Origin of the sequence: Proteus sp. TSJ240517, from assembly GCF_047921575.1 — a bacterium.
GTDB lineage: Bacteria > Pseudomonadota > Gammaproteobacteria > Enterobacterales > Enterobacteriaceae > Proteus.
In genome coordinates this window covers 578,583-592,749 of the sequence record NZ_JBLRMH010000001.1, presented here as the reverse complement: position 1 = coordinate 592,749, position 14,167 = coordinate 578,583, and the positions used below count along the sequence as shown (strand labels likewise).

Below are 14,167 nucleotides of genomic sequence, written 5' to 3'. Positions count from 1 at the left end.
TTATTTAGGAATAAACTAAGATAAATCTGTGAAAATTAAAGTATAACTAAGGTTAAGAGATTAAAAGCATGTGATGCTTAACGCAAAAGGATTAGGTTTATGGATGACTTTTTGGTGCTTATCGTTACAATATTTGTCGTGGTATCTTTGTATTGGCAATATCACGCTTATACAAATAGCAACTCATTGTTACATCGAATTAAACAGCTTGAAGAAAAACTTACTGAACAACAAGAGAAATTATTTAAGTTATTAAGTAAAGATAACGCTGCGGATATTCGCACAGAGCTTGACGCTCAGAAAAGCGAAGTTAAGGATTTCTCTTGTGATATAAAAAAAGAGCCTCAATCAACGATTTCAACTGCTTCAACTTATCAACCTAAAACAGTTGAACCTATTAACACAACAGAACATGTGAAAAATCAGGCGGAAAATAAAGACGCGCCTGTATCTCAATATGCACAAGCATCACAAGAAACAGCATTTAATAAAGTTTCTCCTAAAGAAGAAAATCCAATTGTTCAATCTTCTATGGTTAATAATATTAACTTTGAAAACAAACAACCTGATCAGCCAGAAATATCAACAGCCCCTACACCTAAAGGAGCTGAGCCTTATCAACCTAAGATAGCAACAAGTCGTTTTGCCCATCATTACCAACAAGAGGCAAAACAAACATCTGTTAAATCAACATCAGATCTGCTTGCCGAAAATAGAGCTAATATGGCAAGTGCAAGCCTTGCAGGATCTGAAACAGGTAATTTAGGAAATGCTACACCTCAAGCAAATAGACCTGCATCGCAATATAGACCTAATTTAAACCCTCGTCCAAAACGTCAACAGAAATCGATCTTGGGGCTTATTTGGAATTGGGTAGTAACAGGAAATCCGCTGGCTAAAATAGGGATGTTATTACTCTTTTTTGGTCTGTCTTATTTACTTAAATATAGTATTGAGAATGAGCTTGTCTCAGCATCAACACGTTTAATGATGGCGGGAACAGGATGCTTAGCGTTATTAGGTATTGGCTGGTGGCTTAGAAAGAAAAACCTGATATATGCATTAATTTTGCAAGGTGGCGGCATTGGTGGGTTTTACATTACTATTTTTGCTGCGACTAAAATTTATGATTTTATTCCTATTAGCATTGCTCTCGCTATTATGGTGTTTATCTGTTTGGTTAGTGTAAGTTTGGCAGTTATTCATCGGGCTATTAGTTTAGCTATATTAGCTTCACTTGGTGGTTATTTAGCACCTGTATTATTGTCTACGGGTAGTGGCAATTATGTTGCATTGTTTAGCTATTATCTTATTCTTTCAATTGGTATTCTTATTATCAGCCATTGGCAAGTTTGGCGTTTATTAAATCTTATTGGTTTTGCATTTACTTTTGGTATTGCTTTTATATGGGCAATACCAAATTACACTCATGCTGATTATTTACCTTGCCAGCTATTTTTAATTGCAAATTGGTTGATTTTTGGTGTTGCAACGGAACTTTCAACATTAAAAAATAAACTGAAACTTAATATTCCTTTTGATGCCACATTACTATTTGGTACGCCATTAATTGGTTTTATCTTCCAACATCGATTAGCTTCTGAATGGCCATATGGTGTTGCTATTGCTTCATCACTTTATGGATTAGCTTATTTCGCACTAAGTTGGTTTGCACTTAAGCGTTATCGTGAAGAGGGCAAATTACTGGCAATTGCCTTCTTTATGCTATCTGTCACCTTTGCTACTTTAGCCGTACCATTTGCATTCTCTGCTGAATGGACATCGATTGTATGGGCAATTGAAGGGGTAATGATCCTCGCATTTTCTGTTTTACAGCAGCAAAAGAAACCTGCGATTGCAGGGACTATTTTAGTTGCGGTTTCCTCTGTTTTATTATTTAACATGCCTGTTATCTCGCTAGGCGATTGGCTAATGCTTGTAACACAAGTCATCGTTGTATTTGCCGTCGCAGTACCGTGGTATCGAGCACAATTTATTAATCTTGATAATCGAACTATTGGATATGTAACACTATTTATTTCTGCTGTAAGTTGGGGATATAGCGTTTTACTTCTACAAGAATATGGCGAACATTGGCTTTCTCCAGAAGTAAAATCCATTACCTTTGCTTTTATTCTTATTAGCTGTTGGGGCATGTTCTTTGCTGGGAAGAAAGCCCAATTTTCTGAGTTGGCTAGTTGTTCTATTTTATTATGGCCGATGTCAGCGCTTATTATGTTGGTGTACATCTATCTTGCAGGCTCGTTAATTGATAATTGGTTAAGTGCGATTATCTGGATAGCAGTTTTTGCGAGTGGTTTTTACTTGCTTAAGGTAAATACGTTATTGCCGAAACAAAGGATAAATAAAGCATTGATCCACAGTATGCACCTTATCTTTATTGTTCTATTCTTATTTACTGAAATTATTTGGTTAATGGATGTTACGTACCTTTATGTGAGTTTACATTTTGCAAGCGTAATTTTTGTTATAAGTTTATTTATTGCAATAAGCTATATACTAGCAATGAAAGTTGATTGGATAAAAGAGTACCAAAATGCTTATTGGGTAGTCACTTTTCCTGTTTTAGGTTTACTGGCACTTTCTTTAATCTTTGCAAACTTTAATGACGGCACTGAAAGTGGAGTTAAATTTATTCCATTATTTAACTTAATGGATCTAATGGGAGTTATTGGAATATGGGTTGGCTATAAATTTATATTAGTAATAAAACAGTCACCTAAATATCAAATATTATTGAAAAATAACTTGATTATATTTAATTACATTATTCCAGCTATGATTTTCTGGTGGGCAAACGGTATTTTATTAAGAGGACTAGTCTTTGCAACAGATATTGATTGGTCGAGTTATGCAATAATTAATTCCAAAGTTATCCAAACAGTATTAGCCATTATTTGGGCAATTACTGCGTTAGTGACTATGGTGATGGCGACACGTAAGAAGTTACGTTCACAATGGTTTATTGGTGGCGTACTGTTGGCCGTAGTTATCGCTAAACTTTTCCTAATTGATACATCATTAAGTAGTGGGTTGCTCAGAGCATTGGCCTTCATTGGTGTTGCAATACTGATTTTATTAATTGGGTATTTCTCACCATTGCCACCTAAAAAGCAAAGAGAAAATACAAAAGTATAGACGTTTTTTACATGTGCGTTTTATTGATCTTTGAAATTAAATCATGCATATAATCTTAAGTGATTAATGCATGATTTCATGATCTAAAGAAGAGGAGAGTATCAATGCATCAAGGTCAATGTTTATGTGGCAAGGTTAAGCTATCGACAGCGCAAGATATCTCTGCACTCAGCGTTTGTCATTGCAGTATGTGTTTGCGTTGGAATGGTGGCCCTGGTTTTTCAATTGATTGTAAATCAGATTTGAAGATTGAAGGTGAAGAAAATATAACACGTTATGATTCATCTTTATGGGGAGAACGAGCATTTTGTAAGCATTGTGGTTCTCATCTTTTTTATCATCTAAAAGAAACCCATACTTACTATGTATCAGCAGGATTATTCCCCGATGCAAAAGAAAGTAAACTGACAATGCAAATTTATATAGATAGCAAACCTAATTATTATAATTTTGTAGAAAAAACACCCATGCTAACAGAACAAGATATTATGAATATGTTCAATAAATAAAATTTCATTTATTAGTTTTTTATATTTTTTTATTTTTTAAAGACTCTTTTCTACATGAGTCTTTTTTATTATTTTATTTCATTAAATAAATATTAATGTAATATAAAGGAAGCGCTGGGTTGCTATTTTCTTATTATAGTATGATGTTTGTATTCACGCCTGTGAAGAATTGATTTAATGTTCTTTGTTATGGTGTAATTTAAAAGGAAAAAGTTATTGATAAATACATTGATAATAAGTCGAGTTGAAATATTTAGCTTGGGAATAAAAACACTTCTTAGCCAGATTAAAAAAATTAATATCCGAAAGGTGGTGAATAATGAAAATGATGCATTTCGTTATTGCCGACAATTTTCAGTTAATCTTATTATTATTTATTCAGCACCTTCAGTCTCATTAATTGATTCTATAAAAAGAATAAAGCGATCATCTTTATCAATTAAAATTATTGTTATTTCACCAAAAACAGATTCAATATTATCAATAACACTTCTTCAATTGGGTATTGAAGGTTTTATTGTAGCTGATACTTCTTGTGAAAATATTCTGCAAGCTATCCGACAGGTTTGTATCGGTCAACGGTATATAAGCCAAGAGTTAGCGATGGAAATCGCACTAACAAAATTACAGCAAGAATTAAATCCTTTACATCATCTGTCTGAACGAGAATTGCAGATTATGTCGATGATCATTAGAGGGAAGAAAATCACACAAATCGCAAGTGAGTTGAATATTAATACAAAAACAGTAAATAGCTATCGTTACCGAATGTTTAGTAAACTTAAAATTTCAGGTGATGTAGAATTAACACATATAGCAATACGTTATGGGTTAATTGAGATAGAGAGTCATTTACAAAGTGGAAGACAAATTTGACGCCAAAGCATTCTTAAGCCGAGTCACAGATAAACCAGGTGTGTATCGGATGTATGATGCAACAGACACAGTAATCTATGTCGGCAAAGCTAAAGATCTGAAAAAAAGGCTTTCAAGCTATTTTCGTACACAGGTAAATAGCCGTAAAACTGAAGCTTTAGTGAAGTGCATTGCAAATATTGATGTCACGATCACCCATACAGAAACGGAAGCTTTATTGCTTGAACACAGCTACATTCAGCGTTATCAGCCTCGCTATAATGTGTTGTTGCGAGATGATAAATCCTATCCTTATATCTATTTAAGCGGTGATAAACACCCCAGACTTGCTAGCTACCGTGGCGCAAAACATGCGAAAGGGGAATATTTTGGACCTTTTCCTAACTCCTTTGCAGTAAGAGAAACCTTAGCATTAATGCAAAAATTGTTTCCTATTCGTCAATGCGAAGACAGTGTTTATCGCAATCGTTCAAGACCTTGTTTGCAATATCAAATTGGGCGTTGCCTTGCACCTTGCGTAAAAGGTTATGTTTCTGATGAAGAATATGCCCAACAAGTTAATTATGTGCGACTTTTTCTTTCAGGTGATGATACGCAAGTTATTGATGGATTGGTTAAACGTATGGAAGGAGCTAGCCAAGAATTACGTTTTGAAGAGGCCGCTCGCATTCGTGATCAAATTCAAGCGGTAAGGCAAGTAACAGAAAAACAATTTGTTGCCAATATTGGTGATGATCTTGATGTGATCAGTGTTGCTTTTAATGGTGCGATTGCTTGTGTTTATGTTCTCTTTTTCCGTCAAGGTAAAGTGTTAGGTAGTCGGAGTTATTTTCCTAAAGTTCCTGCAAATACCTCAATCGATGAAGTTGTTCAGACTTTTATTGGTCAATTTTATTTACAAGGCAGTGCAATTCGTACTTTACCAAGTGAAATTTTGCTCGATTTTGATTTAGAAGATAAAGCCATTCTTTCTGAATCTATATCTTCAATTGCAGGTCGAAAAATTCAAATTCAAACAAAACCGCGTGGTGATAGGGCGCGCTATTTGAAATTAGCTAGAACAAATGCGGCAACGGCATTGGCTTCAAAACAAGTCGAGCAATCGACAATTTCACAGCGTTATACCTCTTTGATGTCTCTTCTTGATATGAAAGAGATAAAACGAATGGAATGTTTTGATATTAGTCACACTATGGGAGAGCAAACTGTGGCTTCATGTGTAGTATTTGACATGAATGGCCCATTAAAATCTGAATATAGGCGCTATAATATTAGTGGTATTACTCCTGGCGATGATTATGCGGCGATGAATCAAGTGCTTACTCGACGTTATGGTAAATCATTAGAAGACAGTAAGGTTCCAGATGTTATCTTTATCGATGGTGGTAAAGGGCAATTAGCACAAGCAATAGAGGTATTTGATTCTCTTAATGTTGATTGGGACAAATCACACCCAAAATTAATTGGTGTCGCAAAAGGAAGTGATCGTAAAGCAGGGCTTGAAACTTTGTTTTTTGTGCCTGAAGGTGAAGGAATGGCGTTACCTTCTGATTCACCTGCGTTACATTTGATCCAACATATTCGTGATGAATCCCATCGTCATGCAATAACGGGACATCGTCAACGTAGAGCAAAAGTAAAAAATACCAGTTCGCTGGAGTCTATTGAAGGCGTAGGGCCCAAACGTCGTCAAATGTTGTTGAAATATATGGGAGGGCTACAAGCTTTACGAGATGCAAGTGTTGAAGAAATTGCAAAAGTCCCCACAATTTCGACGGCATTAGCAGAAAAAATTTTTAATGCGTTGAAACACTAAGTGTATTGATGCACCATATTAATAACTCTCACTTTTCTAGGTCGTGTAGAACGCTATGCAACTAAATATCCCAACTTGGCTAACTCTATTTCGTGTCGCTCTAATCCCATTCTTTGTTTTGGTGTTTTATTTACCATTCAAAGATGCTCCATTAGTTTGCGCTATTATTTTTATGGTAGCAGCTGCAACAGACTGGTTTGATGGTTTTTTAGCACGTAGATGGAAACAAACTACCCGCTTCGGAGCTTTTCTTGATCCAGTAGCGGATAAAGTAATGGTTGCAACAGCACTTGTTTTAATTACTGAGTACTATCATGAGTGGTGGATAACCTTACCTGCAGCAACAATGATTGCTCGTGAAATTATTATTTCTTCATTAAGAGAATGGATGGCTGAATTAGGGAAACGTAACAGTGTTGCAGTTTCTTGGATAGGAAAAGTGAAGACGACCGCACAAATGGGATCGCTTGTTGTGTTATTATGGCGTCCTACTGTTGAAGCAGAATGGTTTGGATTCGCTTTATTATATATCGCAACAGTGCTGACTTTCTGGTCAATGTTTCAATATTTGAGCGCTGCGTGGTCAGATTTGCGCGAAGGTTGATCGAAATGACTGAAAATTCACCGAACAGTCAAAAAGATGCAAATATAGTGTTGACTAGATTCAGGAAATCAGTAGAATGCAACGCATCGAAAGGCACAACGGTTTACAGAAATAAATAAGTAAATCAGCAAGTTCGGTAATGCGGGAATAGCTCAGTTGGTAGAGCACAACCTTGCCAAGGTTGGGGTCGCGAGTTCGAGTCTCGTTTCCCGCTCCAATCTCTTATGAGATTGAGTAGTTGAGGCGCGTTGGCAGAGTGGTCATGCAGCGGATTGCAAATCCGTGTACCTCGGTTCGATTCCGGGACGCGCCTCCATTAATGCCCAGGTGGTGAAATCGGTAGACACAAGGGATTTAAAATCCCTCGGCTGTAAGGCTGTGCGGGTTCAAGTCCCGCCCTGGGCACCATCTCTTTAAGATAAAGAGTTTGGTGCAAAAAGAAAGTCCATTGTAAATGGCATTGAGAAGTAAATAAGTAATAAGTCGTCCATGCCAGTATCTATCTTAGTAATAAGGATTTACGGACGCACCACAGAATTTAGCCCAGGTGGTGAAATCGGTAGACACAAGGGATTTAAAATCCCTCGGCTGTAAGGCTGTGCGGGTTCAAGTCCCGCCCTGGGCACCATATAAATAGCGGACCTTAACTTGGGTCCGTTTTTTCTTCCTCTAGCAACAAGTTAGTGAGAGAAAAGCAAAAAACTAAAGTTAGCTGTTTTAGAAGTAAATGCTTTAAATTTATTTGTTATCTATCTTGTTTGATAAACAAGTATTAAGCGTGACAAGTAAATACAATTTAGCCCAGGTGGTGAAATCGGTAGACACAAGGGATTTAAAATCCCTCGGCTGTAAGGCTGTGCGGGTTCAAGTCCCGCCCTGGGCACCATATAAAAAAGCGGACCTTAATAAGGTCCGTTTTTTTTGATCATAAAAAGTAAAAATCAAATTGAATATATTATTTTATTGCTACTTAAATATGATTTTATCAACTCGATGGGTATAAAATAAAAAATCACCTTATCAGGTGTAGCAATAAGGTGATTTATATTTAATGTTTTTTGTATTAGTGTTTGGCAATTAACTCTTTGTATTTAAAGCAATGACTCGATCTCTTAGTGTAATAAAACGAGTCAATACATCGTCTACCGTAAGAAGCCCTACATTATCTTCAGGCGCCTTCAGTACTTCACTGGCAATATGCCATGGACCCCAAAAATCAGCATCACTATTACCAAACATCGCTACTGTCGGCACACCAACACCCACTGAAATATGTAATGCACCACCATCGCTGGTTAGCATCTGATCACATAAAGACATACCAGCCATTAATTCTCTAAGATTTTGCGTAGGTACTGGCGTAATAGGGATATCTTTGCACTGTTCAAGGATAAACTGTGCTTTTTCATCATCACCGGGGTGCTGTTTATTGTCGTTGCTTCCTGGCGACCAAAAGAGAAGAATGTGGCATTTTTCGCGTTGTGTTAATTGGTGTGCTAACTCGATAAATTTTTCTGCTTGCCAACGTTGTTGTGGTTTACGTGAACTGATTTGTAAGCCGTAAATAGGAACATTTTCAGTTATTTTAATGCGTTGACGAATTGCAGAGATCTCTTCATCTTTAACATACAATTTTAAAGGGCCAGCTTTTTTCTCTATTCCAAGAGGATGGGCTAGTTGACAGAACAACTCAGCGATATGGCCTTTGTTAGACGGCGTTGGAATAGGATCTGTCACTGCTGAAGGCGCGTCATTGCCAATAGCGATAATACGCTTAGCACCTGATAATTTTGCCCATTGTAATGCTCTTTTGGCCCAATGGTCACGAGCAACAATTGCGATATCATAATGCTGACGACGCATATCAAAAATAATTTTCAAGCGACTTAGAATAAGTTTTAGGGATGATTGTCCTGATTTTTTATGATGTAACTTACTGTAAATATGTACATTTCCAACAGAAGGGTTGCCTTCTAGGATGGCTTGATTGTAAGAGTTTACGAGCAGATCTATTTTTGTATTATATTCATGGGCAAGAGAGTCAATTAATGGTGTTGTAAGTATTAAATCACCAATGTTATCTCTTTGTATTATTAATATTTTAGGCATAATTAGATTTATGTATATTCGAATGAGAGAAATTCATTGCTGATGAGTATGACTTCAGCAGTAATCATATTGTATATTTATGATTATAAGCGATTCGATATGTAGAGGCATCTTTATCAGGGAATTAATCTGCTTTTGGGATAGGGATAGGGAATGAGAAGAAGATAAGCTCAAAGGCTGTACTATTGATAATACGATGACTATTTTTTAGATAATCATCGTATTTGTTATATGTCTTAATATAAAATTTATCTTTAGTAACTAAGACTATGTTTATAATGCCATTTACGGGTAATTAAAAACACGCTTCCAAAATATCGAGTACATCTTTAGAGGTTAGCTTTTGATAGCCTCTACCAATAATTGTGGTTGATTGTGCAATCTCAGGAAGCATTTCTCTTGTTGCACCTAAGGCTTCTAATGATGTAATAATGCCGCATTCCTTTGTGAAACGTTCTAGTGCATCAATACCTTCAAGGGCAATTTGATCTTGCGTTTTTCCTTCTGCGGAAATTCCCCATACTTGAGTTGCAAATCGTACAAATTTTTCAATACCAAACTTATAGATAAAACGATAATAAGGTAGAGAAATCGCTGCGAGTCCCATTCCATGTGCACAGTCTGTATAAGCCCCTAATTGATGTTCAATCATATGAACTTGCCAATCTTGTGTTTTTGATAATCCTGTGAGGGTATTTAATGCAAGTGTTGCATTCCACATAAGATTACTTCTGGCTTCGTAATCTGTTGGATTTTTTAGTGCGATACGTAAATTATCAATCGAAGATTTTAATAAACTTTCAATTAAATAATCGGTTGTATTTGCACCTTCATCAGAAAAATATTGCTCCATCAAATGCGACATAGTGTCAAAAACACCACTTACCATCTGATACTGAGAAACAGAAAAAGTATATTCTGGGTTTAAAATCGAGAACTTAGGAAATACATTTGCAGGAAATGCACGTCCAATTTTATATTTAGTCTCTTCATGGGTAATAACTGAACCACCATTCATTTCAGAGCCTGTGCCTACCATGGTAAGAATTGATGCGACAGGAACAATTTTATTTGTTACATCTTGGTATTCAACCCAGTATTTTTGGAAAGGATCTTCATTTTCACAATAAGCCGAAATGGAAATGCCTTTCGCACAATCGATAACGGAGCCACCACCGACCGCTAATATCAAACTGACATTGTGTTCGCGAACTAGCTGAGCACCTTCCATCATTTTTTTATAAGTTGGGTTTGGCATAACGCCTGATAACTCAACAATGTTTTTACCTGCATGACGGAGTATGGTTATAACCTCATCATAGAGCCCATTTGATTTAATCGCGTTACGGCCATACATCAGCATAACTGTTTCGCCATAATGTGATAATTCATCATTTAATTTAGCAAGAGAATTCTTACCAAAATGAATGGTGGTTGGATTATAGTAAGAGAAATCGAGTTGCATTTTGATATCCTTTTGCCAGATTAAAGACTATCTAATTAAAGCCTAATGTATTTTTTAACTTCAAATAAGATAGAGACAGATTAATTGTTGAGGAAAATGCTATCGCTTTCGCATTTAGAAATGAATGTCTGATCTTCTTAGTCTCTTGCCTATTTTTCCAAAAAACTAAAATGATGATTGTGAATAATATAAATCAGCTTAGAGAAAGAACAAGAGCATTTATAACGGTTAAATATGATCCGTTTCTTTAAGCAACTTAATGTCTGTTGCTGGTGGAGCTCCGAATAATCGACTATATTCACGACTAAATTGAGAAGGGCTTTCATAACCAACTCGGAAAGTGGTTGTCGTTGCACCTAAATTTTCAGTTAACATTAACCGACGGGCTTCACTGAGTCGTAATTTTTTTTGGAATTGAAGCGGAGTCATTGATGTCATTGTTTTAAAATGAGTATAAAAAGCAGATTTGCTCATTCCAGAACATGAAGCCAATTCACTGATATTTAATGGTTTTATATAATTACTTTTTAACCAATCAATCGCTTTAGCTATTTGATGACTATGACTACCTGCTGTGACGATTTGATTCAATCGTTCACCTTGCTCTGTAATAAGTAGACGATAAAAAATCTCACGCTTTATACCTGGAGCAAGAATTTTAATACTATCAGGCTCATCAAGAAGAGTGAGCAAGCGAATAAAGGCATTGACTAAAGGTTCTGATAATTTGCCAACAGCAATTCCTTTTTGAGCATTTAAATCTGAGTTAAATGTTAATTCACTATCAACGATGAGTTGCGATATTTCTTGCAGATCTAACTCCATAACTAGCCCTAAAAAAGGTTTCTCGTTGCTGGCTTTCATAATATTTGCCATAACTGGGAGTTCTATTGAAGAAATTAAAAAATGGTTGGCATCATAAATAAAGCTTTCTTCTCCTAAGATCACTCTCTTTTCACCTTGGGCAATTAAACATATTCCTGATTTGTGAGTATGGCTGGTAATTGGTGTAGGAGAAGTCCAGTGTGTCAGCGTTAATCCCGGAATTTGAGTTTCAAATTGATTAGTATCATGAGTCCATTTTTCAATCTGCATGGCTAGTTTTTGAGTTAATAACGCCATGTTTTCTAATTTATTCATATGGACTCCATACGGGATAAAGCGATTAATATTGTCGTCGTCGCAAAATTATAATGTATGAGATGAATATTAGAAAATTATTTGACGTATATTTAATAAGAAATCTGGAAAGTAAACATCAAAAATAAGATAGGCTGTGCCTAATAAATCACAGCCTTATGAATATATTATTTATTGGTTTTATTTTTTTCTAACCATTTTTGCATTTGTTCTATTTCAGGGCCTTGCGCATCAATAATAGCCTGAGCTAGTTTACGCATTTCAGGATCAGTACCGTATTTCAACTCGATCTTAGCCATATCAATAGCGCCTAAATGGTGGGCAATCATGCCATCAGCAAAAGCGACATCTGCATTATCGGTATTCATCCCTTTTGCCATATCGGCATGCATCTTATTCATGGAATCATTGAGTTCTTTTTGCATTGGCGAACTGTTATGAGGTGTATCCATATTCATGTTCATGTGTGTATTGTTTGCCATTGCACCAAAAGAGATAGCACTCATTAAAATAACAGCAGTAGGTAAAATCTTTTTCATAACAGTTTCCTTTAATTTATCGTGTAATTGTTATTACTCTAAAGATTCCCCCTAGGGGAAGGTCAATGTTGTTATTCAAAGTTTAATGTTCTTTACCTTTAATGACGTAATTACAAAATAGCCTTTTTAACCCATTTTATTTCAATTGGTTATATCCCTAAATTCAATTTCATATCTCTTTATACACTCAGAATTTCTTTATAAAAGATAGAAAAGTAATGATAACTATTCCCATTGAATGTATTTTATTATAAAGTTGCATTATTAATGCAACTTTATGGCGGGCTATATGGATAATCAAACTACAACGCAGTCTATGTCTCAAGAGCACTCAAAAGCAGGACATACCTTTTTAGCAAGTTTAGGGAAAACACGTTTAAGACCCGGCGGTGTAGAGGCATCTGATTGGTTGATTAATAACGCACATTTTACATCATCAAGCCATGTTCTTGAGATTGCTTGTAATATGGCGACAACTTCAATTGAAATTGCTAAGGAATATGGTTGCCATATTATTGCTGTCGATATGGATGATAATGCTTTAGCTCATGCACAGAATAATGTTGATAAAGCACAATTATCACATTTGATTCAATTAACCAAAGCCAATGCGTTATCTTTGCCTTTTCCTGATAATACGTTTGATATTGTTATAAATGAAGCAATGTTGACAATGTATGCAGATAAAGCCAAAACAAAGCTAGTAAAAGAGTATTACCGTGTTTTAAAACCCGGTGGTTTATTATTAACTCATGATATTATGAAGAAAAATGATGATGTTAATAGAGATAAATTAATCGGTGTAGTGAAATCAAATGTAGCACCAATGTTTAAGCAAGAGTGGCATGATTTATTTATTAATATTGGTTTCTCAGAAGTAAAAATAAAATCTGGCAACATGAGTTTAATGTCACCTATTGGTTTAATTCGTGATGAAGGTTTATTTAGAACAGCTAAGATAATTAAAAATGGATTGGCAAATAAGCAAAATAGGCCACGCTTCTTATCAATGTTTCGTTTTTTTAGAGAAAATCGGCATATTTTAAATTATATTGCGTGTTGCTCTAAAAAATAATTCCATCAAGAAAAGCTTATATATCATTTAATGGCACCTAGGTAAAACTAGGTGCTTGTTTTTCTATTAATAAGAATAAATAGAACTGTATACCTCCGTAATAAAATGTAAAAAATAAAAAGAATCGTAATCCAGATTGAACCTGATTTATTTTAACTATATATATTAAAAATAAGCATTAAAAATAAGCATTAAAAAATAAATATTAAAACAGATATGATTGATATGTGGAGTTTAATATGAAACAGATACTTATTATTGCAGGAGGGATATTATCGCTGACTATTATGTTGGCTATTCTTGTCGCTATTATCATAGTATCTGTCATTAAAGAAAATACCACTGAGTTTTGGAGTGAAAGCCGTGAATTGATTGAAAATTCGTCATCAACAGTACGTAAAACGCTTTCTACCGTAGAAGCAAAACGCGATACGCTTATGGCTATTTATCAATCTAAAGATAATAATGGAAGTTGTCAGCAGCTAGCTGAAAAGCTAAATGATGTTGAAAAAGCACTTTCTAATGGAAATTTAACGCTATCACGACCAGCAAAAGAACAAATTTCAACTATCAAAAATGCTTTTGATGGTTCGACATCACCTACGAAAAATATTGCTTGCGAGCAAGCAATTCAAGTTATTACTGACTTGAGTCAGTAATCTTAATATCCTTTCTATTTTTATTTATCTTTTATCCAACAGTAAGATTATTTTCGGTTATTAAATTAGTATCTCTTAACTTAATTCAATGAATATGCGATATATTTTTCTTGAAAAGAGTATATTTTTATTCTTTACCATAAAGTAGCAATAGGGCATTTATATCTACAATCTTACTATTAAAAGATTATGTTAACGTTAAAAAGAAGTTGCCAA

Annotated in this window: 11 protein-coding genes and 5 tRNA genes; 12 read left to right on the top strand and 4 right to left on the bottom strand. The window is 35.2% G+C overall.

What is annotated here, in order from left to right; genetic code table 11:
• The first annotated feature begins 99 nt into the window (after positions 1-99).
• From ACNARN_RS02765 to ACNARN_RS02720, 10 genes are all read left to right on the top strand, one after another.
• A complete protein-coding gene (locus ACNARN_RS02765) occupies positions 100-3,159 on the top strand; it encodes a DUF2339 domain-containing protein (RefSeq protein WP_416304105.1) in 3,060 nt (1,019 codons plus the stop codon).
• Between the two features lie 104 nt (positions 3,160-3,263).
• Positions 3,264-3,668, top strand: coding sequence for a GFA family protein (locus tag ACNARN_RS02760; RefSeq protein WP_198619908.1), 405 nt, complete (start codon positions 3,264-3,266; stop codon positions 3,666-3,668).
• Positions 3,669-3,884: 216 nt separating this feature from the next.
• Entirely contained in the window at positions 3,885-4,544 is a 660-nt protein-coding gene (locus ACNARN_RS02755; RefSeq protein ID WP_198619909.1) for a LuxR C-terminal-related transcriptional regulator, read from the top strand.
• On the top strand, positions 4,528-6,360 hold the full coding sequence (uvrC, locus tag ACNARN_RS02750) for an excinuclease ABC subunit UvrC (protein ID WP_196574360.1): 1,833 nt from the start codon (positions 4,528-4,530) through the stop codon (positions 6,358-6,360). Before ACNARN_RS02755 ends, uvrC begins: the two co-directional genes overlap by 17 nt.
• 55 nt (positions 6,361-6,415) lie before the next feature.
• Positions 6,416-6,964, top strand: coding sequence for a CDP-diacylglycerol--glycerol-3-phosphate 3-phosphatidyltransferase (pgsA, locus tag ACNARN_RS02745; protein WP_075674025.1), 549 nt, complete (start codon positions 6,416-6,418; stop codon positions 6,962-6,964).
• Positions 6,965-7,105: 141 nt separating this feature from the next.
• Positions 7,106-7,181, top strand: a tRNA-Gly gene (locus tag ACNARN_RS02740).
• Between the two features lie 25 nt (positions 7,182-7,206).
• Positions 7,207-7,280 (top strand) — tRNA-Cys (locus tag ACNARN_RS02735).
• A gap of 5 nt (positions 7,281-7,285) precedes the next feature.
• Positions 7,286-7,372: transfer RNA gene (locus ACNARN_RS02730), tRNA-Leu, on the top strand.
• Positions 7,373-7,505: 133 nt separating this feature from the next.
• A tRNA-Leu gene (locus ACNARN_RS02725) sits at positions 7,506-7,592 on the top strand.
• 171 nt (positions 7,593-7,763) lie between these two features.
• Positions 7,764-7,850 (top strand) — tRNA-Leu (locus tag ACNARN_RS02720).
• Between the two features lie 191 nt (positions 7,851-8,041).
• Here ACNARN_RS02720 and ACNARN_RS02715 read toward each other — a convergent pair.
• The 4 genes from ACNARN_RS02715 to ACNARN_RS02700 form a co-directional block, all read right to left on the bottom strand.
• Complete coding sequence (locus ACNARN_RS02715) at positions 8,042-9,073, bottom strand: glycosyltransferase family 9 protein (protein WP_368887795.1); 1,032 nt, start codon at positions 9,071-9,073, stop codon at positions 8,042-8,044.
• 295 nt (positions 9,074-9,368) lie between these two features.
• The gene (locus ACNARN_RS02710; RefSeq protein ID WP_198619911.1) at positions 9,369-10,538 is read right to left on the bottom strand and encodes an iron-containing alcohol dehydrogenase; all 1,170 of its coding nucleotides are present in this window, start codon (positions 10,536-10,538) and stop codon (positions 9,369-9,371) included.
• A 228-nt stretch (positions 10,539-10,766) separates the two neighbouring features.
• Positions 10,767-11,678 (bottom strand): AraC family transcriptional regulator, encoded by a 912-nt coding sequence (locus tag ACNARN_RS02705; protein WP_198619912.1) that lies wholly within the window; start codon positions 11,676-11,678, stop codon positions 10,767-10,769.
• Positions 11,679-11,845: 167 nt separating this feature from the next.
• Positions 11,846-12,217, bottom strand: coding sequence for a DUF305 domain-containing protein (locus tag ACNARN_RS02700; RefSeq protein WP_109373579.1), 372 nt, complete (start codon positions 12,215-12,217; stop codon positions 11,846-11,848).
• A 289-nt stretch (positions 12,218-12,506) separates the two neighbouring features.
• Between ACNARN_RS02700 and ACNARN_RS02695 the strand changes: the two genes are divergently transcribed.
• Positions 12,507-13,292, top strand: coding sequence for a class I SAM-dependent methyltransferase (locus ACNARN_RS02695; RefSeq protein WP_232797460.1), 786 nt, complete (start codon positions 12,507-12,509; stop codon positions 13,290-13,292).
• 239 nt (positions 13,293-13,531) lie between these two features.
• Positions 13,532-13,951: a hypothetical protein gene (locus tag ACNARN_RS02690; RefSeq protein ID WP_198619913.1), complete on the top strand. Its 420-nt coding sequence runs from the start codon at positions 13,532-13,534 to the stop codon at positions 13,949-13,951.
• The last annotated feature ends 216 nt before the right edge of the window (positions 13,952-14,167 follow it).

Excerpts from the sequence above, each read along its gene's own strand:
- ACNARN_RS02765 (WP_416304105.1), top strand. The coding sequence starts at position 100 with ATGGATGACTTTTTGGTGCTTATCGTTACAATATTTGTCGTGGTATCT.
- ACNARN_RS02760 (WP_198619908.1), top strand. The coding sequence starts at position 3,264 with ATGCATCAAGGTCAATGTTTATGTGGCAAGGTTAAGCTATCGACAGCG.
- pgsA (WP_075674025.1), top strand. The coding sequence starts at position 6,416 with ATGCAACTAAATATCCCAACTTGGCTAACTCTATTTCGTGTCGCTCTA.
- ACNARN_RS02715 (WP_368887795.1), bottom strand. The coding sequence starts at position 9,073 with ATGCCTAAAATATTAATAATACAAAGAGATAACATTGGTGATTTAATA.
- ACNARN_RS02710 (WP_198619911.1), bottom strand. The coding sequence starts at position 10,538 with ATGCAACTCGATTTCTCTTACTATAATCCAACCACCATTCATTTTGGT.
- ACNARN_RS02705 (WP_198619912.1), bottom strand. The coding sequence starts at position 11,678 with ATGAATAAATTAGAAAACATGGCGTTATTAACTCAAAAACTAGCCATG.
- ACNARN_RS02700 (WP_109373579.1), bottom strand. The coding sequence starts at position 12,217 with ATGAAAAAGATTTTACCTACTGCTGTTATTTTAATGAGTGCTATCTCT.
- ACNARN_RS02695 (WP_232797460.1), top strand. The coding sequence starts at position 12,507 with ATGGATAATCAAACTACAACGCAGTCTATGTCTCAAGAGCACTCAAAA.
- ACNARN_RS02690 (WP_198619913.1), top strand. The coding sequence starts at position 13,532 with ATGAAACAGATACTTATTATTGCAGGAGGGATATTATCGCTGACTATT.